The sequence below is a fragment of the Citrobacter sp. RHBSTW-00887 genome (genome assembly GCF_013728095.1).
In the GTDB taxonomy this organism is placed as follows: Bacteria; Pseudomonadota; Gammaproteobacteria; order Enterobacterales; family Enterobacteriaceae; genus Citrobacter; species Citrobacter braakii.
Genome location: NZ_CP056267.1, coordinates 5,183,250 through 5,207,954, shown reverse-complemented (window position 1 = coordinate 5,207,954; position 24,705 = coordinate 5,183,250). Strand labels below are relative to the sequence as shown.

The 24,705-nt window shown below is 52.7% G+C and carries 20 protein-coding genes, 2 tRNA genes and 3 rRNA genes; 20 read left to right on the top strand and 5 right to left on the bottom strand.

Annotation, left to right across the window (positions count from 1 at the left end; translation table 11 throughout):
• Positions 1-11: 11 nt before the first annotated feature.
• From ubiJ to tatD, 6 genes are all read left to right on the top strand, one after another.
• Entirely contained in the window at positions 12-617 is a 606-nt protein-coding gene (gene ubiJ, locus HV314_RS24855) for a ubiquinone biosynthesis protein UbiJ (protein ID WP_151223077.1), read from the top strand.
• Positions 614-2,254, top strand: coding sequence for a ubiquinone biosynthesis regulatory protein kinase UbiB (ubiB, locus tag HV314_RS24850; protein WP_016155140.1), 1,641 nt, complete (start codon positions 614-616; stop codon positions 2,252-2,254). Before ubiJ ends, ubiB begins: the two co-directional genes overlap by 4 nt.
• Positions 2,255-2,332: 78 nt before the next feature.
• Complete coding sequence (tatA, locus tag HV314_RS24845) at positions 2,333-2,587, top strand: Sec-independent protein translocase subunit TatA (protein WP_003017888.1); 255 nt, start codon at positions 2,333-2,335, stop codon at positions 2,585-2,587.
• A 3-nt stretch (positions 2,588-2,590) separates the two neighbouring features.
• Positions 2,591-3,139 carry a Sec-independent protein translocase protein TatB gene (gene tatB, locus HV314_RS24840; protein WP_016155141.1) on the top strand — a complete coding sequence of 183 codons (549 nt, stop codon included), beginning with the start codon at positions 2,591-2,593 and terminating at the stop codon, positions 3,137-3,139.
• A gap of 2 nt (positions 3,140-3,141) precedes the next feature.
• Positions 3,142-3,933 carry a Sec-independent protein translocase subunit TatC gene (gene tatC, locus HV314_RS24835; RefSeq protein ID WP_016155142.1) on the top strand — a complete coding sequence of 264 codons (792 nt, stop codon included), beginning with the start codon at positions 3,142-3,144 and terminating at the stop codon, positions 3,931-3,933.
• A 41-nt stretch (positions 3,934-3,974) separates the two neighbouring features.
• Positions 3,975-4,757 (top strand): 3'-5' ssDNA/RNA exonuclease TatD, encoded by a 783-nt coding sequence (gene tatD / locus HV314_RS24830; RefSeq protein WP_181546959.1) that lies wholly within the window; start codon positions 3,975-3,977, stop codon positions 4,755-4,757.
• 5 nt (positions 4,758-4,762) lie between these two features.
• Here the strand turns inward: tatD and rfaH are convergent, their stop codons facing one another.
• The gene (rfaH, locus tag HV314_RS24825; RefSeq protein WP_047358740.1) at positions 4,763-5,251 is read right to left on the bottom strand and encodes a transcription/translation regulatory transformer protein RfaH; all 489 of its coding nucleotides are present in this window, start codon (positions 5,249-5,251) and stop codon (positions 4,763-4,765) included.
• 204 nt (positions 5,252-5,455) lie between these two features.
• Here rfaH and ubiD point away from each other — a divergent pair, with 204 nt between their 5' ends.
• The 4 genes from ubiD to HV314_RS24805 all read left to right on the top strand — a co-directional run bounded on the left by ubiD (position 5,456) and on the right by HV314_RS24805 (position 9,827).
• Positions 5,456-6,949, top strand: a complete 1,494-nt coding sequence (gene ubiD / locus HV314_RS24820; protein ID WP_016155145.1) for a 4-hydroxy-3-polyprenylbenzoate decarboxylase — start codon at positions 5,456-5,458, stop codon at positions 6,947-6,949.
• Between the two features lie 40 nt (positions 6,950-6,989).
• Entirely contained in the window at positions 6,990-7,691 is a 702-nt protein-coding gene (gene fre / locus HV314_RS24815) for an NAD(P)H-flavin reductase (protein WP_003828903.1), read from the top strand.
• Between the two features lie 233 nt (positions 7,692-7,924).
• Positions 7,925-8,839: an ROK family protein gene (locus HV314_RS24810; RefSeq protein ID WP_181546957.1), complete on the top strand. Its 915-nt coding sequence runs from the start codon at positions 7,925-7,927 to the stop codon at positions 8,837-8,839.
• A 7-nt stretch (positions 8,840-8,846) separates the two neighbouring features.
• Positions 8,847-9,827, top strand: coding sequence for a LacI family DNA-binding transcriptional regulator (locus HV314_RS24805; protein ID WP_019078421.1), 981 nt, complete (start codon positions 8,847-8,849; stop codon positions 9,825-9,827).
• A gap of 177 nt (positions 9,828-10,004) precedes the next feature.
• On the opposite strand, the gene fadA is transcribed toward HV314_RS24805, so the two are convergent.
• Positions 10,005-11,168, bottom strand: coding sequence for an acetyl-CoA C-acyltransferase FadA (gene fadA, locus HV314_RS24800; protein WP_016155148.1), 1,164 nt, complete (start codon positions 11,166-11,168; stop codon positions 10,005-10,007).
• Positions 11,169-11,177: 9 nt separating this feature from the next.
• Complete coding sequence (gene fadB, locus HV314_RS24795; protein ID WP_181546955.1) at positions 11,178-13,367, bottom strand: fatty acid oxidation complex subunit alpha FadB; 2,190 nt, start codon at positions 13,365-13,367, stop codon at positions 11,178-11,180.
• 189 nt (positions 13,368-13,556) lie between these two features.
• On the opposite strand from fadB, the gene pepQ reads away from it, so the two are divergent.
• The 9 genes from pepQ to rrf all read left to right on the top strand — a co-directional run bounded on the left by pepQ (position 13,557) and on the right by rrf (position 23,124).
• Positions 13,557-14,888 carry a Xaa-Pro dipeptidase gene (gene pepQ / locus HV314_RS24790; protein ID WP_101701060.1) on the top strand — a complete coding sequence of 444 codons (1,332 nt, stop codon included), beginning with the start codon at positions 13,557-13,559 and terminating at the stop codon, positions 14,886-14,888.
• Positions 14,888-15,502 carry an IMPACT family protein gene (locus tag HV314_RS24785; RefSeq protein ID WP_065554888.1) on the top strand — a complete coding sequence of 205 codons (615 nt, stop codon included), beginning with the start codon at positions 14,888-14,890 and terminating at the stop codon, positions 15,500-15,502. The genes pepQ and HV314_RS24785 overlap by 1 nt, the downstream gene beginning before the upstream one ends.
• Before the next feature lie 38 nt (positions 15,503-15,540).
• Positions 15,541-16,992, top strand: a complete 1,452-nt coding sequence (gene trkH, locus HV314_RS24780; RefSeq protein ID WP_003017848.1) for a Trk system potassium transporter TrkH — start codon at positions 15,541-15,543, stop codon at positions 16,990-16,992.
• An 11-nt stretch (positions 16,993-17,003) separates the two neighbouring features.
• Entirely contained in the window at positions 17,004-17,549 is a 546-nt protein-coding gene (hemG, locus tag HV314_RS24775; RefSeq protein ID WP_016155152.1) for a menaquinone-dependent protoporphyrinogen IX dehydrogenase, read from the top strand.
• Positions 17,550-17,923: 374 nt separating this feature from the next.
• Positions 17,924-19,465, top strand: a 16S ribosomal RNA gene (locus HV314_RS24770).
• Between the two features lie 71 nt (positions 19,466-19,536).
• A tRNA-Ile gene (locus tag HV314_RS24765) sits at positions 19,537-19,613 on the top strand.
• 108 nt (positions 19,614-19,721) lie between these two features.
• Positions 19,722-19,797, top strand: a tRNA-Ala gene (locus HV314_RS24760).
• Between the two features lie 208 nt (positions 19,798-20,005).
• Positions 20,006-22,912 (top strand): 23S ribosomal RNA (locus HV314_RS24755).
• 96 nt (positions 22,913-23,008) lie between these two features.
• Positions 23,009-23,124, top strand: a 5S ribosomal RNA gene (gene rrf / locus HV314_RS24750).
• The 16S, 23S and 5S rRNA genes sit together here with 2 tRNA genes alongside, the layout of an rRNA operon.
• 121 nt (positions 23,125-23,245) lie before the next feature.
• Here the strand turns inward: rrf and mobB are convergent.
• Complete coding sequence (gene mobB, locus HV314_RS24745; RefSeq protein WP_029139699.1) at positions 23,246-23,764, bottom strand: molybdopterin-guanine dinucleotide biosynthesis protein MobB; 519 nt, start codon at positions 23,762-23,764, stop codon at positions 23,246-23,248.
• A complete protein-coding gene (gene mobA / locus HV314_RS24740; RefSeq protein ID WP_239006937.1) occupies positions 23,746-24,273 on the bottom strand; it encodes a molybdenum cofactor guanylyltransferase MobA in 528 nt (175 codons plus the stop codon). Before mobA ends, mobB begins: the two co-directional genes overlap by 19 nt.
• Positions 24,274-24,399: 126 nt before the next feature.
• Here mobA and HV314_RS24735 point away from each other — a divergent pair, with 126 nt between their 5' ends.
• Entirely contained in the window at positions 24,400-24,669 is a 270-nt protein-coding gene (locus tag HV314_RS24735) for a YihD family protein (RefSeq protein ID WP_003028616.1), read from the top strand.
• The last annotated feature ends 36 nt before the right edge of the window (positions 24,670-24,705 follow it).

Sequence of the window (24,705 nt, the reverse complement as noted above, 5' to 3'; positions counted from 1 at the left end):
GGAGATTGGGGATGCCTTTAAAACCCTTAGTGACCGCCGGCGTTGAAAATTTGCTTAACACCTTTCTGTATCATTCTCCTGCGCTCAAGTCAGCCAGAACGCGTTTACAGGGCAAAGTGCTGCGTGTTGAGCTAAAAGGATTTTCAACACCGTTAGTGCTGGTGTTTAGTGAGTGCCAGGTCGATGTGCTGGGGGCATGGGAAGGCGAAGCCGATTGCACCGTAATCACACATGCCAGCGTGTTACCGAAATTACGCGACCGGCAGCAACTCACCACGCTTATCCGCAGTGGTGAGCTGGAGGTTCAGGGCGATATCCAGGTGGTACAGAACTTTGTCGCGTTGGCCGATCTGGCGGAGTTTGATCCCGCAGAACTGTTAGCACCTTATACCGGCGATATCGTCGCGGAAGGGGTCAGCAAAGTTTTGCGTGGTGGAGCGAAGTTCCTGTGCCACAACATTCAACGCCAGCAGCGCTATGTTGCCGAAGCGATCACCGAAGAGTGGCGTATGGCTCCTGGTCCGCTTGAGGTTGCATGGTTTGCAGAAGAAACGGCAGCCGTTGAGCGTGCGGTCGAATCTCTGGCCAAACGGCTGGAAAAACTGGAGGCCAAATGACGCCAGGTGAAGTACGGCGCCTTTATTTCATCATTCGCACTTTTTTAAGCTACGGTCTTGATGAACTCATCCCCAAAATGCGTATCACGCTGCCACTCCGGCTGTGGCGTTACACGCTGTTCTGGATGCCCAACCGACATAAAGACAAACCGCTGGGAGAACGGCTGAGACTGGCTTTACAGGAGCTCGGCCCGGTGTGGATTAAGTTCGGGCAAATGCTCTCTACCCGCCGCGATCTTTTCCCGCCACACATCGCCGATCAGCTAGCGTTATTGCAGGATCGGGTAGCCCCATTCGATGGGCAAAGAGCGAAAGAACAAATCGAAGAGGCGATGGGTGGGCTGCCCGTCGAGGAATGGTTTGATGATTTTGAGATCACACCGCTGGCATCCGCGTCTATTGCTCAGGTTCACACCGCGCGACTGAAATCGAATGGGAAAGAGGTGGTGATCAAAGTTATCCGCCCGGACATACTGCCGGTAATTAAAGCGGATTTGAAACTGATCTACCGCCTTGCTCGCTGGGTACCTCGCCTGATGCCAGACGGCCGCCGCCTGCGACCAACAGAAGTGGTCCGTGAATATGAAAAAACGTTGATTGATGAGCTGAATCTGCTGCGCGAGTCGGCGAACGCGATTCAGCTGCGACGTAATTTTGAAGACAGCCCAATGCTGTACATCCCGGAAGTGTACTCTGACTATTGCAGTCAGAACATGATGGTGATGGAGCGCATTTACGGTATTCCCGTTTCAGATGTCACCTCGCTTGAGAAGAACGGCACCAATATGAAGCTGCTGGCTGAACGCGGTGTTCAGGTCTTCTTTACTCAGGTATTCCGCGACAGCTTTTTCCATGCGGATATGCACCCTGGGAACATTTTCGTGAGTTATGAGCATCCTGAAAACCCGAAATACATTGGTATTGATTGTGGGATTGTGGGTTCTTTAAACAAAGAAGATAAGCGTTATCTGGCTGAAAACTTCATCGCGTTCTTTAACCGCGACTACCGCAAAGTTGCTGAACTGCATGTGGATTCTGGCTGGGTTCCGCCGGATACCAACGTAGAAGAGTTTGAATTCGCCATTCGTACCGTGTGCGAGCCGATTTTCGAAAAACCGCTGGCGGAGATTTCCTTTGGTCATGTGCTGTTAAATCTGTTCAACACAGCGCGCCGATTCAATATGGAAGTTCAGCCTCAACTGGTATTGCTACAGAAGACGCTGCTGTACGTTGAAGGTGTCGGACGTCAGCTCTACCCGCAGTTAGATTTGTGGAAAACGGCCAAGCCTTTCCTCGAATCCTGGATCAAAGATCAGGTCGGTATTCCGGCGCTTGTTAGGGCATTTAAAGAAAAAGCACCGTTCTGGGTCGAAAAAATGCCAGAAATACCTGAACTGGTGTATGACAGTTTGCGCCAGGGCAAATATTTACAGCACAGTGTTGATAAGATTGCCCGCGAGCTTCACGCGAATCATGTACGTCAGGGACAATCCCGTTATTTATTGGGCATTGGTGCAACATTGTTGCTCAGTGGAACATTCCTGCTGGTAAGCCGTCCTGAGTGGGGGCTTATGCCGGGCTGGTTAATGGCCGGCGGCGTCTTAGCCTGGTTGATCGGCTGGCGCAAAATGCGCTGAATTTTTCATCGCCCTAGGCAGGTCGTGTAACGTATACTACGGCCTTATTAATTCATCATCTATGACAGAGGAACATGTATGGGTGGTATCAGTATTTGGCAGTTGTTGATCATTGCCGTCATCGTTGTACTGCTATTTGGCACCAAGAAACTCGGCTCCATCGGTTCCGATCTTGGCGCGTCGATTAAAGGCTTCAAAAAAGCAATGGGTGATGATGAGCCAAAGCAAGATAAAACCAGCCAGGACGCTGATTTTACTGCTAAATCCATTACCGATAAGCAGGGCGAAGTGAAAAAAGAAGACGCCAAAAGCCAAGATAAAGAGCAGGTATAATCCGTGTTTGATATCGGTTTTAGCGAACTGTTATTGGTGTTCGTGATCGGCCTCATCGTCCTGGGGCCGCAACGTTTACCTGTAGCGGTAAAAACGGTTGCTGGCTGGGTTCGTGCTTTGCGTTCCCTGGCAACTACTGTTCAGAATGAACTGACCCAGGAGCTTAAGCTTCAGGAGTTTCAGGACAGCCTGAAGAAAGTAGAGAAAGCGAGCCTGACAAATCTGACCCCGGAGTTGAAAGCCTCAATGGATGAGCTGCGTGAAGCGGCAGAGTCGATGAAGCGTTCTTACAGTGTGCACGATCCTGAGAAAGAGAGCGATGAAGCGCACACTATCCATAATCCGGTGGTGAAAGAAGCTGAAGCGCAGCGAGAAGGGGTCACCCCTGCTGCCGCTGAAAACCAGGCCAGTTCGCCGGAGCAAAAACCGGAATCCACGGGTGCTAAAACGCCAGAGCCAACGGAAAACACTTCCGCTACGTTAATGGATGCAGAAAAGAAAGCTGTCGCACCTGTTGCCGAATCCTCCCCCTCGTCGAGTGATAAACCGTAAACATGGCTGTAGAAGATACCCAACCGCTCATCACGCATCTTATTGAGCTGCGTAAGCGACTCCTGAACTGCATCATTGCGGTAATCGTGATCTTTTTGGCGTTGGTTTACTTTGCCAACGACATTTACCATATGGTCGCGGCGCCGTTGATTAAACAGATGCCGCAGGGTGCAACGATGATCGCCACCGATGTGGCTTCGCCGTTCTTTACCCCAATCAAGTTGACCTTCATGGTATCGCTGATCCTGTCAGCGCCAGTGATCCTCTACCAGGTGTGGGCATTTATTGCGCCAGCGTTGTATAAACATGAACGCCGTCTGGTTGTTCCGCTGCTGGTCTCCAGTTCGTTGTTGTTCTACATCGGCATGGCATTCGCCTATTTTGTTGTCTTCCCGTTAGCGTTTGGTTTTCTGGCCAACACGGCTCCGCAAGGCGTGCAGGTATCAACGGACATTGCCAGCTATCTCAGCTTTGTAATGGCGCTATTTATGGCTTTCGGTGTCTCTTTTGAGGTGCCTGTCGCCATCGTGCTGCTATGCTGGATGGGCATTACGACGCCAGATGATTTACGCAAAAAACGTCCTTATGTTGTGGTGGGTGCCTTTGTCGTCGGGATGCTACTGACTCCGCCAGATGTCTTCTCGCAAACGTTGTTGGCGATACCGATGTACTGCCTGTTCGAGGTGGGTGTTTTCTTCTCTCGTTTCTATGTCGGTAAGCGACGTACGAGAGATGAGGACAACGAGGCTGAAGAAGCAAAAGAAGCCGAAGCCACCGAGAAAACTGAAGAATAAATTCAACCGCCCGTCAGGGCGGTTGTCATATGGGAGGAAGCATGTTTGATATTGGCGTTAATTTAACCAGTTCACAATTTGCGAAAGACCGGGATGAGGTCGTGGCGCGCGCCTTTGCTGCGGGCGTAAACGGTATGCTTCTGACCGGAACAAACCTTCACGAAAGCCAGCAGGCGTTAAAGCTGGCGCAGCATTATCCGCATTGCTGGTCCACGGCTGGCGTGCACCCGCATGACAGCAGCCAATGGCAATCCTCAACGGAAGACGAGATCATCGCGCTGGCAAACCAGTCGAAGGTAGTCGCTATTGGTGAGTGCGGCCTGGATTTCAATCGCAATTTCTCCACGCCGCAGGAGCAAGAACGTGCTTTTGAAGCGCAACTGCGCATTGCTGCTGAACTGCAGATGCCGATTTTCATGCATTGTCGGGATGCGCATGAGCGTTTTCTGAGGTTGCTGGAGCCGTGGCTGGACAGCCTCCCAGGCGCGGTGCTGCACTGTTTCACCGGTTCGCGCCAGGAGATGCAGGACTGCGTGGACCGAGGGCTTTATATCGGTATCACCGGGTGGGTCTGTGATGAACGCCGGGGGATGGAACTGCGGGAGCTGCTGCCGTTTATTCCGGTGGAAAGACTGCTGATAGAAACCGATGCACCTTATCTACTCCCTCGCGACTTAACGCCTAAACCGACGTCACGTCGCAATGAACCGGCGCACCTGCCGCATATTCTTGAGCGAATTGCTCACTGGCGTGGGGAAGATCCTCAATGGCTGTCAGCAACCATTGATGCCAACGTCAGAACGCTGTTCGAAGTGACCTTCTAAACGGCTTATATCTTTCGAAAACCGGTATTTTTCACGCTCTGCTTAATCTCTTTATTCAAGAGGTTAAGCAGCAGCATGGAACGCGCTTCGCCATCCGGTTCGGTGAAGATCGCTTTCAGTCCCTCAAACGCCCCTTCAGTAATAATCACGCTGTCCCCTGGCTGAGGGGTTTGCGGGTCAACAATACCTTCAGGCTTGTAGATAGAAAGCTGGTGAATTACGGGGGATGGGACGGTCGCAGGCGTCGCTCCAAAACGAACGAAATGGCTGACACCACGCGTGGCGTTGATCGTGGTGGTGTGGATCACTTCCGGGTCGAACTCGACAAACATGTAATTAGGGAATAGTGGTTCACTGACTGTGGTACGTTTACCACGCACCATTTTTTCCAGGGTGATCATAGGCGTCAGGCAGTTCACCGCCTGTCTTTCCAGGTGTTCCTGGGCACGCTGAAGTTGCCCACGTTTGCAGTACAGTAAATACCAGGATTGCATAATAACTCTTATTCGCTTGTTCTGAGCGCTAGCATAGCAAAAGCCATGAGTTAAGTTAATTATACCCACCTCAAAGCAGGCTGAAACCCAACGGGTATATACTCCCAGGGCTTATATCTATCGCCAGAGTTCACGCTAATTTAACAAAAATACAGCATCACAATGATGAACGCCGTATAATGAAGCGCTTACGAAGAGGCCACAATGGACGCCATGAAATATCACGATTTACGCGACTTCCTGACGCTGCTTGAACAGCAGGGCGAGCTCAAACGCATTTCGCTTGAGGTGGATCCCCACCTGGAAATTACTGAAATTGCCGATCGCACTCTGCGTGCTGGCGGGCCTGCGTTACTGTTTGAGAATCCTAAAGGCTATTCCATGCCGGTGCTGTGTAACCTGTTTGGCACACCGAAGCGTGTTGCGATGGGGATGGGGCAGGAAGATGTCTCGGCACTACGGGAAGTCGGTAAACTGTTGGCGTTTTTGAAAGAGCCGGAGCCACCGAAAGGGTTCCGCGATCTGTTTGATAAGCTGCCGCAGTTTAAGCAGGTGCTGAACATGCCGACTAAGCGGTTGCGCGGTGCGCCTTGTCAGCAAAAAATCTACTCCGGTGATGACGTCGATTTAAACCGTATTCCGATTATGACCTGTTGGCCGGAAGATGCCGCACCGCTGATTACCTGGGGGCTAACCGTAACGCGTGGTCCGCATAAAGAGCGGCAGAATCTGGGCATTTATCGCCAGCAGCTGATTGGCAAAAACAAGCTCATTATGCGCTGGCTGTCCCACCGCGGCGGCGCGCTCGATTACCAGGAGTGGTGTGCGGCGCATCCTGGAGAACGCTTCCCGGTTTCGGTGGCGTTGGGGGCAGATCCTGCGACCATTCTGGGGGCCGTGACGCCCGTCCCTGATACATTATCCGAGTACGCATTTGCCGGGCTGTTACGTGGCACCAAGACCGAAGTGGTCAAATGTATTTCCAACGATCTGGAAGTGCCCGCCAGTGCTGAAATCGTGCTGGAAGGGTATATCGAACCGGGTGAGCTGGCCCCGGAAGGACCGTATGGCGATCATACCGGTTACTACAACGAAGTAGATAGCTTTCCGGTCTTTACCGTTACGCACATTACCCAGCGTGAAGAGGCGATTTATCACTCTACTTATACCGGACGTCCGCCTGATGAGCCCGCGGTGCTTGGTGTGGCGCTGAACGAAGTTTTCGTTCCTATTCTGCAAAAGCAGTTCCCGGAAATCGTCGATTTTTACCTGCCTCCGGAAGGCTGTTCATATCGTCTGGCCGTGGTGACGATGAAAAAACAGTACGCTGGTCATGCCAAACGCGTCATGATGGGTGTTTGGTCGTTTTTGCGCCAGTTTATGTACACCAAATTTGTTATTGTCTGCGATGATGATGTCAATGCACGCGACTGGAATGATGTGATTTGGGCAATTACTACCCGTATGGACCCGGCCCGGGATACGGTACTGGTAGAGAATACGCCAATTGATTACCTGGACTTTGCCTCGCCGGTTTCCGGCCTGGGTTCAAAAATGGGGCTGGATGCCACAAATAAATGGCCGGGCGAAACCCAACGCGAATGGGGACGCCCGATTAAAAAAGATCCTGAAGTAACTGCGCGTATTGACGCAATTTGGGATGAACTGGCCATCTTTAATGACGGCAAAAGCGCCTGAGGCGCGATCGTTTTGCCTATTGATCCGACAGAGAGAGCGCATGACAACCTTAAGCTGTAAAGTGACCTCGGTAGAAGCTATCACTGATACCGTATATCGCGTTCGTTTAGTGCCAGACGCGGCGTTTTCCTTTCGTGCTGGCCAGTATTTAATGGTCGTGATGGACGAAAGGGATAAGCGTCCGTTCTCCATGGCATCCACGCCGGACGAGCAAGGATTCATTGAGCTGCACGTTGGCGCCTCTGAGCTAAATCTTTATGCCATGGCTGTGATGGACCGCATTCTGAAAGACCGGGAAATCAAGGTCGACATTCCGCATGGCGAAGCCTGGCTGCGTGATGAAGACGAGCGCCCGCTGATCCTGATTGCCGGTGGTACAGGGTTCTCTTACGTGCGTTCCATTCTGCTTACTGCGCTGGCACGTAATCCAAACCGCGATATCACCATTTACTGGGGTGGGCGTGAAGAGAAGCATCTCTACGATCTCTCCGAACTGGAAGCGTTGTCTGTTAATCACCCGAATCTGCGCGTTGAGCCAGTGGTGGAACAGCCAGAAGACGGCTGGCGTGGTCGTACGGGAACCGTGTTAACAGCGGTATTGCAGGATTACGGTACCCTGGCTGAGCACGATATCTACATTGCCGGTCGTTTTGAAATGGCCAAAATCGCGCGCGATCTGTTCTGTAATGAACGCAGTGCGCGTGAAGATCGCCTGTTTGGCGACGCTTTCGCGTTCATTTAAGCGCTGTGCGCCGGAGCCCTTCCGGCGCATCCATCAATCATCTGTCTTCCAACTAGCAGGGCGCAGGCCCGGCGTCATTGCCTCTCTTTCTCATCATAATTATTTTTTAGTAAACATAATATGTCCGTCAATAAAACATAAATTGAGTTTTTGTGACAGCTCTCCATGTGTTTAGTAAACAAAATAGGCAAGCTAAACCGCATCACATTGTGAGATGCAAATGAGGAAAAACCATGAGGCTCGGACTGGATATCGGCGGGACTAAAATCGAAGCGGTGGTGATTGATAACGCGGGTGAAATTGTTTACCACGAACGATGTGCGACACCAAAGCAGCGTTACGGTGATTTTTTCCAGGCCGTGACGGAGATGATAGCCAGGGCTATGCAGGCCATTAATCAGCCTTTATCGGTTGGCGTCGGGGTGCCAGGTGCGGTGGATAGCGAAGGTTTGATTAAGAATTCCAACATTCTGGTGCTGAATCAGCAGGCCTTTGCGCAAGATCTCGAGCGTGCATTAGGAATGCCAGTGCCCGTTACCAATGATGCCAACTGCTTTACCCTGTCAGAAGCGATGGACGGTAGTGGGCGTGGGCATAGCGTGGTATTTGGCGTGATCCTCGGTACCGGATGCGGCGGTGGTCTGTGCATCGAGAACCGGTTGATCTCCGGCCCTAACGCCTGTGCCGGAGAGTGGGGGCATAATGCATTGCCGCGCTACCACGGATCTCGGGACGGGGCTGAAGTGACATGCTATTGCGGACAGTTGAACTGTATTGAGAGCTTTATTTCCGGTAGTGGCCTGGAGCGCCAGTATATGAATCACACCGCGCAACATATGGGTGTGCCACAAATTATGCAACGGGTAGCATCAGGTGATGCAGACGCCTGTTTGTTGTGGGAACGCTATTGCGATCAACTGGCTCGCGCGTTGGCGAGTGTGGTGAATATGCTCGATCCCGATGTTATCGTGCTGGGGGGAGGGGTATCCAATATCGATTTACTGTACTCAGGCTTACAGGCGCGAGTGGCGCAGTACGTGTTTGGTAAACAGTGCCGCACACCGATCGTTCAGGCCCGCCACGGCGACAGCAGCGGCGTACGAGGCGCAGCCTGGCTGGGAGCGCAACAAGCCGCAGTAAATCCATGAGAGTGAAATGACGAAACCTGTACGTATCAGAGACATTGCCGATGCTTGTGGCGTCTCGGTTGGCGCTGTTTCCCGCGCGCTAAAAGGGCAACCGGGGCTGCGGGAAGAGACCCGACAGCGCATTATTTCAGTGGCGCAGCAACAGGGTTATGATTTTTCTCGCCTGCGCGCAGACAAAATCAAACGTGTCCTGTTTTTACTGCATCGCCAGCACAATATCAGCCGGGCTTTACCGTTTTACTCTCAACTGCTGCTGGGGATAGAAGATCTGTGTCGCGAAAAGGGGGTTGCGCTAAGCTTTCTCTCTATAGGTCCAGGCGATGCAGTGAGTGAGCAGGTGATGCTGCACCAGCCTGATGCGCTGATCTGCGCGGGATTTTTTGAACCTGAGTTGCTTGGGCTGCTACAACAGATGAAATTGCCGCTGGTGCTGGTGGATCTCTGGGCGCCAGGACTGCCTTGCGTGAATCCTGACAATACCCTGGGCGGCTATCTGGCCACGCAACATCTGATTGCGCAAGGCCGCAGCCGCATTGCTTTTCTTGCCAGTACGCTCGCGCACTACAGCATCCGTCAGCGTGAAAAGGGCTACCGTCAGGCATTGTATGAAGCCCGTTTGCTAATGCCGCCAGAGTATGACGTCGTTGCGCCGCCGCTGCTGGATACCGAGCAATCTCTGGTGGATGCGGTTAATGAGCTACTCAGACTGCCAGAGCCGCCCGATGCCATTTTTGCCTATAACGACGCGGCAGCGATGGTTGTTCAGCAGGTGTGTGCTCAGCAGGGTATACGTATCCCGGAAGATCTTGCGCTGGTGGGATTTGATGATATCGATGCTGCGGCCTGGTCACATCCGCCGCTGACTACCGTTGCGGTTGATAAAAAACAGCTGGGGCGTGAAGCGCTGCGTTTACTGCTGGAAGAAAATCAGGAAGAGAATCTGCTGCTGCCGGTGCAGTTAGTGGTGCGTGGTAGTTCAGGGAAATAAAAAACCCGCCCCTGACAGGCGGGAAGAACGGCAACTAAACCTTTCCCCGTCATAATTCACACTGCCTCTTTGTGGGCTGCCTGCGCTCACCCGGTCACATAGTTATCTATGTTCCCGGGGATTCGCTCAGTGGCTGCTGCGATGCAGCGTGAATTATTTAGGGGAATTTATCTTTGATTAAACTCGCTCAAATACCGTTGCGATACCCTGACCTAACCCGATACACATCGTCGCCAGACCAAACTGCACGTCTTTGCGTTCCATCAGGTTGAGCAGGGTGGTGCTGATACGCGCCCCAGAACAGCCCAGCGGGTGACCCAAGGCGATCGCCCCGCCGTTGAGGTTGATCTTCTCATCGATCTGCTCCATCAGCCCCAGATCTTTAATACACGGCAAGATCTGAGCGGCAAAGGCTTCGTTCATCTCAAACAAACCGATGTCGCTGGTGGAGAGTCCCGCTTTTTTCAGCGCCAGCTTTGAGGCCGGAACCGGGCCGTAACCCATGATTGACGGATCGCAGCCGACAACAGCCATCGAACGAATACGGGCACGCGGCGTCAGACCCAGTTGACGGGCGCGGCTTTCGCTCATTACCAGCATCGCCGCTGCGCCGTCGGAGAGCGCAGAGGAGGTACCGGCAGTCACCGTTCCGTTCACCGGATCGAACGCCGGGCGCAGGGTGGAGAGCGCTTCAACGGTCGTTTCCGGACGGATAACCTCATCGTAGTTAAACTGCTTCAGCACGCCGTCGGCATCATGACCGCCGGTCGGGATGATTTCGTTTTTAAAAGCGCCAGACTGTGTTGCAGCCCAGGCGCGAGCGTGTGAACGTGCGGCGAAAGCGTCCTGCATTTCACGGCTGATGCCGTGCATGCGGGAGAGCATTTCCGCGGTCAGGCCCATCATCCCTGCGGCTTTCGCCACGTTGCGGCTCATACCCGGGTGGAAATCAACGCCGTGGCTCATTGGCACATGGCCCATATGCTCAACGCCGCCAATCAGGCACGCCTGAGCATCACCAGTCATGATCATGCGTGCCGCATCGTGCAGCGCCTGCATGGACGAACCGCACAGGCGATTGACCGTGACGGCCGGAACGGAGTGCGGAACTTCCGCCAACAGCGCGGCATTACGGGCGATATTGAAACCCTGCTCCAGCGTTTGTTGCACACAGCCCCAGTAAATGTCATCAAGCGCGGTTGGCTCCAGCGCCGGATTACGCGCCAGCAGGCTACGCATTAAATGTGCAGAGAGATCTTCTGCCCGCACGTTCCGAAACGCGCCCCCTTTCGAACGGCCCATCGGGGTACGGATCGCATCAACAATTACAACCTGTTCCATTGTGACTCCTTAAGCCGTTTTCAGGCTGCCAACCGGGCGGGCTGGCTCAACCTGGGGATAATACGGTTCGTTATGGCGCACTTTATCACGCAGACCGACCGGAACTTCATACAGCGGACCAAGGTGCTGATACTGCTGAGCCATATCGAGATACTTCGCGCTGCCGAGCGTATCCAGCCAGCGGAACGCACCGCCGTGGAACGGAGGGAAGCCCAGACCGTATACCAGCGCCATATCGGCTTCTGCCGGGCTGGCGATAATGCCTTCTTCCAGGCAACGCACTACTTCGTTGACCATAGGGATCATCATGCGGGCGATAATCTCTTCATCGCTGAAGTCGCGTTTCGGCTGGCTGACCTCTGCCAGCAGAGCGTCAACGGTGGCATCTTCTTCTTTCTTCGGCTTACCCTTGTTGTCTTCTTTATAACGCCAGAATCCGAGACCGTTTTTCTGCCCGAAACGGTTAGCATCAAACAGGGCGTCTATCGCATCGCGATAATCTTTCTGCATACGTTGAGGGAAGCCTGCGGACATCACCGCCTGCGCGTGGTGCGCGGTATCAATACCTACCACGTCCAGCAGATAAGCCGGGCCCATCGGCCAACCAAACTGTTTTTCCATTACTTTGTCGACTTTGCGGAAATCCGCTCCGTCGCGCAGCAGCTGACTGAAACCGGCAAAATAGGGGAACAGCACACGGTTAACGAAGAAACCAGGGCAGTCATTAACCACAATCGGCGTTTTGCCCATCTGGCTTGCCCAGGCGACAACCTTAGCGATGGTTTCATCCGAGCTTTTCTCGCCGCGAATGATCTCAACCAGCGGCATACGGTGCACCGGGTTAAAGAAGTGCATCCCACAGAAGTTTTCCGGACGCTTAAGCGCGCTGGCCAGTTCGTTGATTGGGATGGTGGAAGTATTCGAAGCCAGTACGGTGTCCGGGCGAACCTGATCTTCGGTTTCCGCCAGTACCGCTTTTTTCACTTTTGGGTTTTCTACGACCGCTTCAACTACCACGTCCACGCGTTCGAAACCGCTATAGTCGAGGGTGGGATGAATGGTGGAAATAACGCCCGCCATTTTCAGACCGTCAATTTTGCCGCGCTCAAGCTGTTTGTTCAGTAGCTTGGCCGCTTCGGTCATGCCCAGCGTTAATGATTTGTCGTTGATATCTTTCATGACAACCGGCACGCCTTTCCAGGCCGACTGGTAAGCGATGCCGCCGCCCATAATGCCTGCGCCCAGCACAGCCGCTTGCTTTGGCGCTTCAACATTTTTGGTGAGCTTTTTGGCTTTGGCTTTCACGAACTGATCGTTAAGGAAAATTCCAACCAGTGCGCGGGCTTCATTGGTGTGCGCGAGTGGAACAAAGCTTTTATTTTCCAGATTCAGCGCTTCTTCACGACCAAAACTGGCCGCTGCTTCAATGGTTTTTACCGCGGTAATCGGTGCGGGATAATGCTTACCTGCCGTCTGCGCCACCATACCTTTGGCGATGGTAAAGCTCATTGCTGCTTCAATTTTGCTGAGTTTCAACGGCTCCAGCTTCGGCTGACGTTTGGCTTTCCAGTCGAGGTCGCCGTTAATCGCCTGACGTAATACCGCGATCGCGCCATCAAGCAGTTTGTCTTGCTTCACTACGCCATCGACCAGACCGATTTTTAGCGCCTGCTCAGCACCCACATCTTTACCCGCAGCAATAATTTCCAGCGCGCTGTCCGCACCCAGCATACGTGGCATACGCACGGAGCCGCCAAAGCCTGGCATAATGCCCAGCTTGGTTTCCGGCAGGCCGATGCGCAGGTCCGGCGTAGCCAGACGATAATCGGTCGCCAGGACACACTCACAGCCGCCGCCCAGCGCATAGCCGTTAACCGCTGAGAGAGTCGGAACAGGCAGATCTTCCAGGCGATTAAAGACGCTGTTGGCAAAATGCAGCCACTGGCTCAGTTGCTCTTCAGGCACGAGGAACAGTGAAAGGAATTCGGTGATGTCGGCACCAACAATAAAGGCTGCTTTGTTAGAACGCAGCAGCAGCCCTTTTAAATTCGGTTGTTTTTCCAGCACGTCAAGCGCATGGCCTAGGCTGGCAACGGTGGCCGTGTCGAGTTTATTGACTGAGCCTGGGGCATCGAACACCAGTTCGGCGATGCCATCTTCCAGCCAGTCGAGGTACAGGGTGTCGCCTTTGTAAAGCATGTCAGTCTCCTGAATCCGCAAGGTGATCTGGTCATACCAGATGAATCGAAGTGTGTGTTTTATGTTAATAAAATGCAAATGAATGATTAAAGAAATGACGATTTGATCACGCTCGGCAGAAATCACGCACTCACAAAACGATGTGCTAAGATGCGGACACTTGAGGTCAAAAAAACAGAAGGATAGAAAATGGAATCACTGGCCGCACTCTATAAAAATCATATCGTTACCCTACAAGAACGGACGCGCGACGCGCTGGAGCGCTTCAAGCTGGATGCGTTACTTATTCACTCAGGAGAACTTGTTAACGTCTTTCTCGACGATCATCCCTACCCGTTTAAGGTCAATCCGCAATTCAAAGCCTGGGTGCCTGTAACGCAGGTTCCTAACTGCTGGTTGCTGGTGGATGGCGTGAATAAGCCGAAACTGTGGTTCTACTTGCCGGTCGATTACTGGCACAACGTTGAGCCGCTGCCGACCTCCTTCTGGACGGAAGAAATTGAGATCATCGCGCTGCCAAAAGCTGATGGTATCGGTAGCCAGCTGCCTGCTGCTCGCGGCAATATCGGTTACATCGGTCCGGTTCCGGAACGCGCGCTGCAGCTGGACATCGCGGCCAGCAATATCAACCCGAAAGGGGTTATCGACTACCTGCATTATTATCGTGCTTACAAAACAGATTACGAACTGGCCTGTATGCGCGAAGCACAGAAAATGGCGGTGAATGGACACCGTGCCGCGGAAGAAGCGTTCCGTTCCGGGATGAGCGAGTTTGACATCAACCTCGCTTACCTGACTGCTACCGGTCATCGCGACACCGACGTACCGTACAGCAACATCGTGGCGCTTAACGAGCATGCTTCGGTTCTGCATTACACCAGGCTGGATCATCAGGCTCCGTCTGAAATCCGCAGTTTCCTGCTGGACGCCGGTGCGGAATACAACGGCTATGCAGCAGACCTGACGCGTACGTGGTCGGCGAAAAGCGACAACGACTATGCGCATCTGGTGAAGGATGTGAATGACGAGCAACTGGCGCTGATTGCCACTATGAAAGCGGGCACCAGCTATGTGGATTATCACATTCAGTTCCATCAGCGCATCGCGAAGCTGCTGCGTAAGCATCAAATCGTCACTGATATGAGTGAAGAGGCGATGGTGGAAAACGATCTTACCGGGCCGTTTATGCCGCATGGCATTGGTCACCCGCTGGGTCTGCAGGTACACGATGTCGCTGGTTTTATGCAGGATGACAGCGGTACGCATCTGGCCGCGCCGTCGAAGTATCCTTACCTGCGTTGCACCCGCGTGCTGCAACCGGGCATGGTCCTGACCATCGAACCGGGCATCTACTTCATTGAATCGCTGTTGGCGCCGTGGCGTGAAGGGCAGTTCAGCAAACACTTCAACTGGCAGAAAATTGAAGCCCTGAAACCGTTCGGCGGTATTCGAATTGAAGACAACGTGGTGGTCCACGAGAACAATATCGAAAACATGACACGGGATTTAAAACTGGCGTAATGGACAGTTGGTTAATCCCTGCGGCGCCGGTAAGCGTCGTTGAAGAGATCAAAAAAAGCCGCTTCATTACGCTGCTCGCCCATACGGACGGCGTAGAAGCGGCGAAAGCGTTTGTTGAGTCAGTCAAAACGGAACACCCGGACGCCCGCCACCATTGTGTGGCGTGGGTGGCGGGCGCGCCCAATGACTCGCAGCAGCTGGGATTCTCAGACGATGGCGAACCGGCAGGTACGGCAGGCAAACCGATGCTCGCGCAGCTGATGGGGAGTGGCATCGGTGAGATTACCGCGGTGGTGGTGCGCTACTACGGCGGTATCCTTCTGGGTACGGGTGGGCTAGTGAAAGCCTACGGTGGCGGCGTGAATCAGGCGTTGCGTCAGTTAACGACGCAGCGCAAGACGCCATTAACCGAATATACTTTGCAGTGTGAGTACGGTCAGCTGGCAGGCATTGAAGCTTTGCTGGGGCAGTTTGACGGTAAAGTTGTTGCCAGTGATTACCAGGCTTTTGTTCGGCTCAGGGTGGCGCTTCCTTATGCCAAAGTGGATGAATTTTCGGCAAAACTGGCGGATTTTAGTCGTGGTTCATTGCAATTGTTAGCGATTGAAGAATAATCCCCACCTCATTTTAAAGAACTAAGGAAGCGGCAGAGATGCATTTTCGCGCCATCACCCGAATCGTTGGACTACTGGTCATCTTATTCTCGGGGACAATGATTATCCCCGGACTGGTAGCGCTCATCTACCGCGATGGGGCAGGGCGTGCGTTTACTCAAACTTTCTTCGTTGCTCTGGCGATCGGCTCCATGCTGTGGTGGCCAAACCGTAAAGAGAAGGGCGAGCTGAAATCGCGCGAAGGGTTTCTGATTGTCGTTTTGTTCTGGACCGTGCTGGGTAGCGTGGGTGCGCTACCGTTCATCTTTGCGGAAAGCCCTAACCTCACGATAACCGACGCTTTTTTTGAATCCTTCTCCGGATTAACCACCACGGGGGCGACAACGCTGGTGGGGCTGGATTCATTGCCACACGCTATCCTCTTTTATCGACAGATGCTGCAATGGTTCGGCGGGATGGGGATCATCGTGCTGGCGGTGGCTATTCTGCCTATTCTTGGCGTCGGTGGGATGCAGCTCTACCGGGCAGAAATGCCGGGCCCGCTGAAAGATAACAAAATGCGTCCGCGTATTGCCGAAACGGCGAAAACGCTGTGGCTTATCTATGTATTACTGACGGTGGCGTGTGCGCTGGCGCTATGGTTTGCCGGGATGCCCGCGTTTGACGCTATTGGGCACAGCTTTGCTACGATAGCCATCGGCGGCTTTTCCACACACGATGCCAGCGTGGGGTATTTCGACAGTCCCACGATTAACACCATTATTGCTATCTTCTTGCTGATCTCCGGTTGTAACTATGGTCTGCACTTCTCTTTACTCAGCGGTCGCAGCCTGAAGGTCTACTGGCGCGATCCAGAATTCCGCATGTTCATTGGGGTGCAGCTGACGCTGGTGGCTGTCTGTACGCTGGTGCTGTGGATACACAATACCTACGGTTCGGCACTCACGACCATCAACCAGGCTTTTTTTCAGGTGGTATCGATGGCGACGACCGCCGGATTTACTACGGACAGTATTGCCCGCTGGCCGCTGTTCCTGCCGGTGCTGTTGCTATGTTCTGCTTTTATTGGCGGCTGTGCCGGGTCGACGGGCGGTGGCTTGAAGGTGATTCGTATCCTGTTGCTGTTTAAGCAGGGTAACCGCGAATTGAAACGACTGGTCCACCCGAATGCGGTTTACAGTATCAAGCTGGGTAACCGTGCTTTGCCGGAGCGAATCCTTGAAGCTGTGTGGGGATTCTTCTCTGCCTATGCGCTGGTCTTTATTATCAGTATGCTGGCGATTATTGCGACCGGTGTTGATGACTTCTCCGCGTTTGCCTCTGTTGTGGCGACGCTGAATAACCTGGGGCCAGGGCTGGGGGTTGTCGCCGACAACTTTGCCAGTATGAACCCCGTGGCGAAGTGGATCCTGATTGCCAATATGCTGTTTGGTCGTCTGGAGGTCTTTACCCTGCTGGTACTCTTTACCCCTACTTTCTGGCGTGAATAATGGAGTAACACGTGAAAACACTGATTCTTTTTTCTTCCCGGGACGGACAAACGCGTGAAATCGCCGAGTATCTGGCTTCTGAACTCAAAGAGCTGGGCGTTTGGGCGGATGTCGTTAATTTGCATCGTACCGCGGAGCCTGACTGGCAAAATTATGACAGCGTGGTGATTGGCGCCTCGATTCGCTATGGTCATTACCATGCAGCTTTTCAGGAGTTTGTGAAAAAGCATGCCACGCGGCTGAACGCGATGCCGAGTGCCTTCTACTCCGTAAACCTGGTTGCCCGTAAACCGGAGAAACGCACGCCGCAAACTAACAGCTATGCGCGTAAGTTCCTGATGAGTTCGCCGTGGCGGCCTGATCGCAGTGCGGTTATTGCTGGCGCTTTGCTGTATCCCCGCTATCGCTGGTATGACCGCGTTATGATCCAACTGATAATGAAGATGTCAGGCGGTGAAACAGATACCAATAAAGAAGTGGTGTATACCGATTGGGAACAGGTCGCGGATTTCGCGCGGGAAATCGCCCAATTAACCCACAAAACGTTGTCAAAATAAGCACAAAGAATAAAAAATACGCACTCGGAAGATTATTTTAAATTTCCCCTTGTCAGCCTGAAATAACTCCCTATAATGCGCCTCCACTGACACGGAACAACGGATTACACGCCGCCGGGTCAGCGGGGTTCCACTGAGAATCTCGCAGAGAAAAGCAAAAATAAATGCTTGACTCTGAATGAGGAAAACGTAATATACGGGACCTCGCGACAGAGCGCTAAAGCGCGTCGCAACTGCTCTTTAACAATTTATCAGACAATCTGTGTGGGCACTCGAAGATACGGATTCTTAACGTCGCAAGACGAAAAATGAATACCAAGTCTCTGAGTGAACACGTAATTCATTACGAAGTTTAATTCACGAGCATCAAACTTAAATTGAAGAGTTTGATCATGGCTCAGATTGAACGCTGGCGGCAGGCCTAACACATGCAAGTCGAACGGTAGCACAGAGGAGCTTGCTCCTTGGGTGACGAGTGGCGGACGGGTGAGTAATGTCTGGGAAACTGCCCGATGGAGGGGGATAACTACTGGAAACGGTAGCTAATACCGCATAACGTCGCAAGACCAAAGAGGGGGACCTTCGGGCCTCTTGCCATCGGATGTGCCCAGATGGGATTAGCTAGTAGGTGGGGTAACGGCTCACCTAGGCGACGATCCCTAGCTGGTCTGAGAGGATGACCAGCCACACTGGAACTGAGACACGGTCCAGACTCCTACGGGAGGCAGCAGTGGGGAATATTGCACAATGGGCGCAAGCCTGATGCAGCCATGCCGCGTGTATGAAGAAGGCCTTCGGGTTGTAAAGTACTTTCAGCGAGGAGGAAGGTGTTGTGGTTAATAACCGCAGCAATTGACGTTACTCGCAGAAGAAGCACCGGCTAACTCCGTGCCAGCAGCCGCGGTAATACGGAGGGTGCAAGCGTTAATCGGAATTACTGGGCGTAAAGCGCACGCAGGCGGTCTGTCAAGTCGGATGTGAAATCCCCGGGCTCAACCTGGGAACTGCATCCGAAACTGGCAGGCTAGAGTCTTGTAGAGGGGGGTAGAATTCCAGGTGTAGCGGTGAAATGCGTAGAGATCTGGAGGAATACCGGTGGCGAAGGCGGCCCCCTGGACAAAGACTGACGCTCAGGTGCGAAAGCGTGGGGAGCAAACAGGATTAGATACCCTGGTAGTCCACGCCGTAAACGATGTCGACTTGGAGGTTGTGCCCTTGAGGCGTGGCTTCCGGAGCTAACGCGTTAAGTCGACCGCCTGGGGAGTACGGCCGCAAGGTTAAAACTCAAATGAATTGACGGGGGCCCGCACAAGCGGTGGAGCATGTGGTTTAATTCGATGCAACGCGAAGAACCTTACCTACTCTTGACATCCACGGAACTTGGCAGAGATGCCTTGGTGCCTTCGGGAACCGTGAGACAGGTGCTGCATGGCTGTCGTCAGCTCGTGTTGTGAAATGTTGGGTTAAGTCCCGCAACGAGCGCAACCCTTATCCTTTGTTGCCAGCGATTCGGTCGGGAACTCAAAGGAGACTGCCAGTGATAAACTGGAGGAAGGTGGGGATGACGTCAAGTCATCATGGCCCTTACGAGTAGGGCTACACACGTGCTACAATGGCATATACAAAGAGAAGCGACCTCGCGAGAGCAAGCGGACCTCATAAAGTATGTCGTAGTCCGGATTGGAGTCTGCAACTCGACTCCATGAAGTCGGAATCGCTAGTAATCGTGGATCAGAATGCCACGGTGAATACGTTCCCGGGCCTTGTACACACCGCCCGTCACACCATGGGAGTGGGTTGCAAAAGAAGTAGGTAGCTTAACCTTCGGGAGGGCGCTTACCACTTTGTGATTCATGACTGGGGTGAAGTCGTAACAAGGTAACCGTAGGGGAACCTGCGGTTGGATCACCTCCTTACCTTAAAGAAACGTTCTTTGTAGTGCTCACACAGATTGTCTGATGAAAATTAGCAGTAAGAAAATCTCTGCAGGCTTGTAGCTCAGGTGGTTAGAGCGCACCCCTGATAAGGGTGAGGTCGGTGGTTCAAGTCCACTCAGGCCTACCAAATTCGCATCCGTGCTGTGTTACGGCGATGCTCGCATACTTCAGTATGCTTCGCACCACCGCGCCTTGCCCGGAAACGAATTAGGGTACAGAGATTAGCATTTACGATGGGGTTATAGCTCAGCTGGGAGAGCGCCTGCCTTGCACGCAGGAGGTCTGCGGTTCGATCCCGCATAGCTCCACCATCCTTTACTGCAAAAACACAAGAAAACTTCAGAGTGTACCTGAAAAGGTTCACTGCGAAGTTTTGCTCTTTAAAAATCTGGATCAAGCTGAAAATTGAAACGACACACTGTTTCATTTCTCCGTAAACAAGAAATGAAAAGCGGTGTGTTCGAGTCTCTCAAATTTTCGCAATGCTGAAGTGTTTTACGAAACATCTTCGGGTTGTGAGGTTAAGCGACTAAGCGTACACGGTGGATGCCCTGGCAGTCAGAGGCGATGAAGGACGTGCTAATCTGCGATAAGCGTCGGTAAGGTGATATGAACCGTTATAACCGGCGATTTCCGAATGGGGAAACCCAGTGTGATTCGTCACACTATCATTACGTGAATACATAGCGTAATGAAGCGAACCGGGGGAACTGAAACATCTAAGTACCCCGAGGAAAAGAAATCAACCGAGATTCCCCCAGTAGCGGCGAGCGAACGGGGAGCAGCCCAGAGTCTGAATCAGCATGTGTGGTAGTGGAACGGTCTGGAAAGTCCGGCGATACAGGGTGACAGCCCCGTACACAAAAGTGCATGTGTTGTGAACTCGAAGAGTAGGGCGGGACACGTGGTATCCTGTCTGAATATGGGGGGACCATCCTCCAAGGCTAAATACTCCTGACTGACCGATAGTGAACCAGTACCGTGAGGGAAAGGCGAAAAGAACCCCGGCGAGGGGAGTGAAAAAGAACCTGAAACCGTGTACGTACAAGCAGTGGGAGCCTCTTTATGGGGTGACTGCGTACCTTTTGTATAATGGGTCAGCGACTTATATTCTGTAGCAAGGTTAACCGAATAGGGGAGCCGAAGGGAAACCGAGTCTTAACTGGGCGTTAAGTTGCAGGGTATAGACCCGAAACCCGGTGATCTAGCCATGGGCAGGTTGAAGGTTGGGTAACACTAACTGGAGGACCGAACCGACTAATGTTGAAAAATTAGCGGATGACTTGTGGCTGGGGGTGAAAGGCCAATCAAACCGGGAGATAGCTGGTTCTCCCCGAAAGCTATTTAGGTAGCGCCTCGTGAATTCATCTTCGGGGGTAGAGCACTGTTTCGGCTAGGGGGTCATCCCGACTTACCAACCCGATGCAAACTGCGAATACCGAAGAATGTTATCACGGGAGACACACGGCGGGTGCTAACGTCCGTCGTGAAGAGGGAAACAACCCAGACCGCCAGCTAAGGTCCCAAAGTCATGGTTAAGTGGGAAACGATGTGGGAAGGCACAGACAGCCAGGATGTTGGCTTAGAAGCAGCCATCATTTAAAGAAAGCGTAATAGCTCACTGGTCGAGTCGGCCTGCGCGGAAGATGTAACGGGGCTAAACCATGCACCGAAGCTGCGGCAGCGACACTATGTGTTGTTGGGTAGGGGAGCGTTCTGTAAGCCGTTGAAGGTGTGCTGTGAGGCATGCTGGAGGTATCAGAAGTGCGAATGCTGACATAAGTAACGATAATGCGGGTGAAAAACCCGCACGCCGGAAGACCAAGGGTTCCTGTCCAACGTTAATCGGGGCAGGGTGAGTCGACCCCTAAGGCGAGGCCGAAAGGCGTAGTCGATGGGAAACAGGTTAATATTCCTGTACTTGGTGTTACTGCGAAGGGGGGACGGAGAAGGCTATGTTAGCCGGGCGACGGTTGTCCCGGTTTAAGCATGTAGGCGGAGATTCCAGGTAAATCCGGAGTCTTGTTAACGCTGAGGTGTGATGACGAGGCACTACGGTGCTGAAGTAACAAATGCCCTGCTTCCAGGAAAAGCCTCTAAGCATCAGGTAACACAAAATCGTACCCCAAACCGACACAGGTGGTCAGGTAGAGAATACCAAGGCGCTTGAGAGAACTCGGGTGAAGGAACTAGGCAAAATGGTGCCGTAACTTCGGGAGAAGGCACGCTGATATGTAGGTGAAGTGATTTACTCATGGAGCTGAAATCAGTCGAAGATACCAGCTGGCTGCAACTGTTTATTAAAAACACAGCACTGTGCAAACACGAAAGTGGACGTATACGGTGTGACGCCTGCCCGGTGCCGGAAGGTTAATTGATGGGGTTATCCGTAAGGAGAAGCTCTTGATCGAAGCCCCGGTAAACGGCGGCCGTAACTATAACGGTCCTAAGGTAGCGAAATTCCTTGTCGGGTAAGTTCCGACCTGCACGAATGGCGTAATGATGGCCAGGCTGTCTCCACCCGAGACTCAGTGAAATTGAACTCGCTGTGAAGATGCAGTGTACCCGCGGCAAGACGGAAAGACCCCGTGAACCTTTACTATAGCTTGACACTGAACACTGGTCCTTGATGTGTAGGATAGGTGGGAGGCTTTGAAGTGTGGACGCCAGTCTGCATGGAGCCAACCTTGAAATACCACCCTTTAATGGCTGGTGTTCTAACGTAGACCCGTAATCCGGGTTGCGGACAGTGTCTGGTGGGTAGTTTGACTGGGGCGGTCTCCTCCTAAAGAGTAACGGAGGAGCACGAAGGTTAGCTAATCCTGGTCGGACATCAGGAGGTTAGTGCAAAGGCATAAGCTAGCTTGACTGCGAGAGTGACGGCTCGAGCAGGTGCGAAAGCAGGTCTTAGTGATCCGGTGGTTCTGAATGGAAGGGCCATCGCTCAACGGATAAAAGGTACTCCGGGGATAACAGGCTGATACCGCCCAAGAGTTCATATCGACGGCGGTGTTTGGCACCTCGATGTCGGCTCATCACATCCTGGGGCTGAAGTAGGTCCCAAGGGTATGGCTGTTCGCCATTTAAAGTGGTACGCGAGCTGGGTTTAGAACGTCGTGAGACAGTTCGGTCCCTATCTGCCGTGGGCGCTGGAGAATTGAGGGGGGCTGCTCCTAGTACGAGAGGACCGGAGTGGACGCATCACTGGTGTTCGGGTTGTCATGCCAATGGCATTGCCCGGTAGCTAAATGCGGAAGAGATAAGTGCTGAAAGCATCTAAGCACGAAACTTGCCCCGAGATGAGTTCTCCCTGACCCTTTAAGGGTCCTGAAGGAACGTTGAAGACGACGACGTTGATAGGTCGGGTGTGTAAGCGTAGCGATACGTTGAGCTAACCGATACTAATGAACCGTGAGGCTTAACCTTACAACGCCGAAGATGTTTTGGCGGATGAGACATCGAAATTCAGCTTGATTACAGATTACATCGACATGCGAAAAGTGTGTTGATAGACAGAATTTGCCTGGTGGCTGTAGCGCGGTGGTCCCACCTGACCCCATGCCGAACTCAGAAGTGAAACGCCGTAGCGCCGATGGTAGTGTGGGGTCTCCCCATGCGAGAGTAGGGAACTGCCAGGCATCAAATAAGTGAAGAAGCCCATCCTGCCGGATGGGCTTTTTTGCGTCTGCAGGGAATGAAAACTGCCGGAGGTGACCTCCCGCCTGATCCGGGCTACAAAAGCGTATCACGACACAGCAGCTATCTTCTTATCCATTGCGTAACAAAATCGGCAACTTGCTGTATATCGTTGATATCTAACAATGGAACATCCACCGCAAGCGGAATATCACTGGCAACCGCGATAACATAGTTGTCTAACGCCAGGTCCTCTGGACTGTGCCCGCAACCGTCGCGAAAAAGAACGATCTTAGCAACAGGTTCATGCTTAAAGCCTTCAACCAACACCATATCCAATGTAGAAGCATCCATCCTGCTTACCAGGTACGCTAAATCCAGTTCGGGCTCTTCCGGGGTCTCTACCATTAATGCCCAGCGCTGCTGGCTGGCGACCAGGGTTTGTGCTGCACCGGCTTTGCGTAGCTCATAGCTATCTTTGCCGGGCTTATCAACATCCATATTGTGATGAGTATGCTTAATCAATCCGGGACGAATGCCTCTGGCACGTAGCTCCGGGATCAATTTTTTAAGCAGCGTAGTTTTTCCTGTTCCGCTCCATGCTGCTATAGCGAGTAATGGGATCATGATTTGTCCTGCCATTTTGTAAGTTCTTCAGGGGTGTTCACGTTCACGAACGCATCTTTATGATCGCTGAAATCGACAGCATGACCGCCAGCCTGGCGCATAAAGACCATGACGCGTCTTTCACCGGACTGAAGATAATCCTGTAGCAAGGGTTGCATGGTGCGGTGCATTAGCGCAATGGTCGGATGATCTCTTTCCCCATCATGCACCCAGACAACCGGTGCAGCTTTGCGCTGTTCCTTCAAACGTTTGACCAGATCGTGAGGAATATAGGGCATATCGCACGGGCAGAACAGAAACCACTCCCCCGCTTGCTGCAGGAATACCGATAGCATCCCGGCCAGTGGGCCAGGGAAATCGGCCAATGAATCAGGGATAACTTTCAGGCCGCTTTGTTGGTAAATATCCCGGTGGCGATTGGCATTAACCACCACGGTTTCGACCTGTAAAGCGAGGGTATCGGCCACATGCCGCCAAAGAGGTTTACCGTCCAGCTCAAGCAGACCTTTATCGGTTCCGCCCATCCGTCTGGCCTTACCGCCTGCCAGCACAACCCCTGTTATTGCACTATCCAGAATCACTGATATCGCCTCTTTTAATGTGGGATTGACCCTGCTAACGTATCTGTATTGAGCCTAAGGAGCACAACCATGAAATGTAAACGTCTGAATGAAGTTATTGAACTCCTCCAGCCGGCCTGGCAGAAGGAACCCGATCTTAACCTGATGCAATTTTTACAGAAACTGGCGCAAGAGTCAGGTTTTGACGGCGAACTGGCGGATTTAACTGATGACATTCTGATCTATCACCTGAAAATGCGTGACTCGGCGAAAGACGCCGTCATCCCAGGTATTCAGAAAGATTATGAAGAAGATTTTAAAACCGCACTACTCCGCGCACGTGGCGTAATTAAAGAGTAAAAGCTTGTAATCGCCACCACCGAAAGCGCTGCGAAA

Excerpts from the sequence above, each read along its gene's own strand:
- tatC (WP_016155142.1), top strand. The coding sequence starts at position 3,142 with ATGGCTGTAGAAGATACCCAACCGCTCATCACGCATCTTATTGAGCTG.
- HV314_RS24805 (WP_019078421.1), top strand. The coding sequence starts at position 8,847 with ATGACGAAACCTGTACGTATCAGAGACATTGCCGATGCTTGTGGCGTC.
- HV314_RS24735 (WP_003028616.1), top strand. The coding sequence starts at position 24,400 with ATGAAATGTAAACGTCTGAATGAAGTTATTGAACTCCTCCAGCCGGCC.
- mobA (WP_239006937.1), bottom strand. The coding sequence starts at position 24,273 with ATGGGCGGAACCGATAAAGGTCTGCTTGAGCTGGACGGTAAACCTCTT.
- HV314_RS24785 (WP_065554888.1), top strand. The coding sequence starts at position 14,888 with ATGGACAGTTGGTTAATCCCTGCGGCGCCGGTAAGCGTCGTTGAAGAG.
- mobB (WP_029139699.1), bottom strand. The coding sequence starts at position 23,764 with ATGGCAGGACAAATCATGATCCCATTACTCGCTATAGCAGCATGGAGC.
- ubiB (WP_016155140.1), top strand. The coding sequence starts at position 614 with ATGACGCCAGGTGAAGTACGGCGCCTTTATTTCATCATTCGCACTTTT.
- pepQ (WP_101701060.1), top strand. The coding sequence starts at position 13,557 with ATGGAATCACTGGCCGCACTCTATAAAAATCATATCGTTACCCTACAA.
- ubiJ (WP_151223077.1), top strand. The coding sequence starts at position 12 with ATGCCTTTAAAACCCTTAGTGACCGCCGGCGTTGAAAATTTGCTTAAC.
- HV314_RS24810 (WP_181546957.1), top strand. The coding sequence starts at position 7,925 with ATGAGGCTCGGACTGGATATCGGCGGGACTAAAATCGAAGCGGTGGTG.
- ubiD (WP_016155145.1), top strand. The coding sequence starts at position 5,456 with ATGGACGCCATGAAATATCACGATTTACGCGACTTCCTGACGCTGCTT.
- tatA (WP_003017888.1), top strand. The coding sequence starts at position 2,333 with ATGGGTGGTATCAGTATTTGGCAGTTGTTGATCATTGCCGTCATCGTT.
- rfaH (WP_047358740.1), bottom strand. The coding sequence starts at position 5,251 with ATGCAATCCTGGTATTTACTGTACTGCAAACGTGGGCAACTTCAGCGT.
- fadA (WP_016155148.1), bottom strand. The coding sequence starts at position 11,168 with ATGGAACAGGTTGTAATTGTTGATGCGATCCGTACCCCGATGGGCCGT.
- trkH (WP_003017848.1), top strand. The coding sequence starts at position 15,541 with ATGCATTTTCGCGCCATCACCCGAATCGTTGGACTACTGGTCATCTTA.
- fadB (WP_181546955.1), bottom strand. The coding sequence starts at position 13,367 with ATGCTTTACAAAGGCGACACCCTGTACCTCGACTGGCTGGAAGATGGC.
- tatD (WP_181546959.1), top strand. The coding sequence starts at position 3,975 with ATGTTTGATATTGGCGTTAATTTAACCAGTTCACAATTTGCGAAAGAC.
- fre (WP_003828903.1), top strand. The coding sequence starts at position 6,990 with ATGACAACCTTAAGCTGTAAAGTGACCTCGGTAGAAGCTATCACTGAT.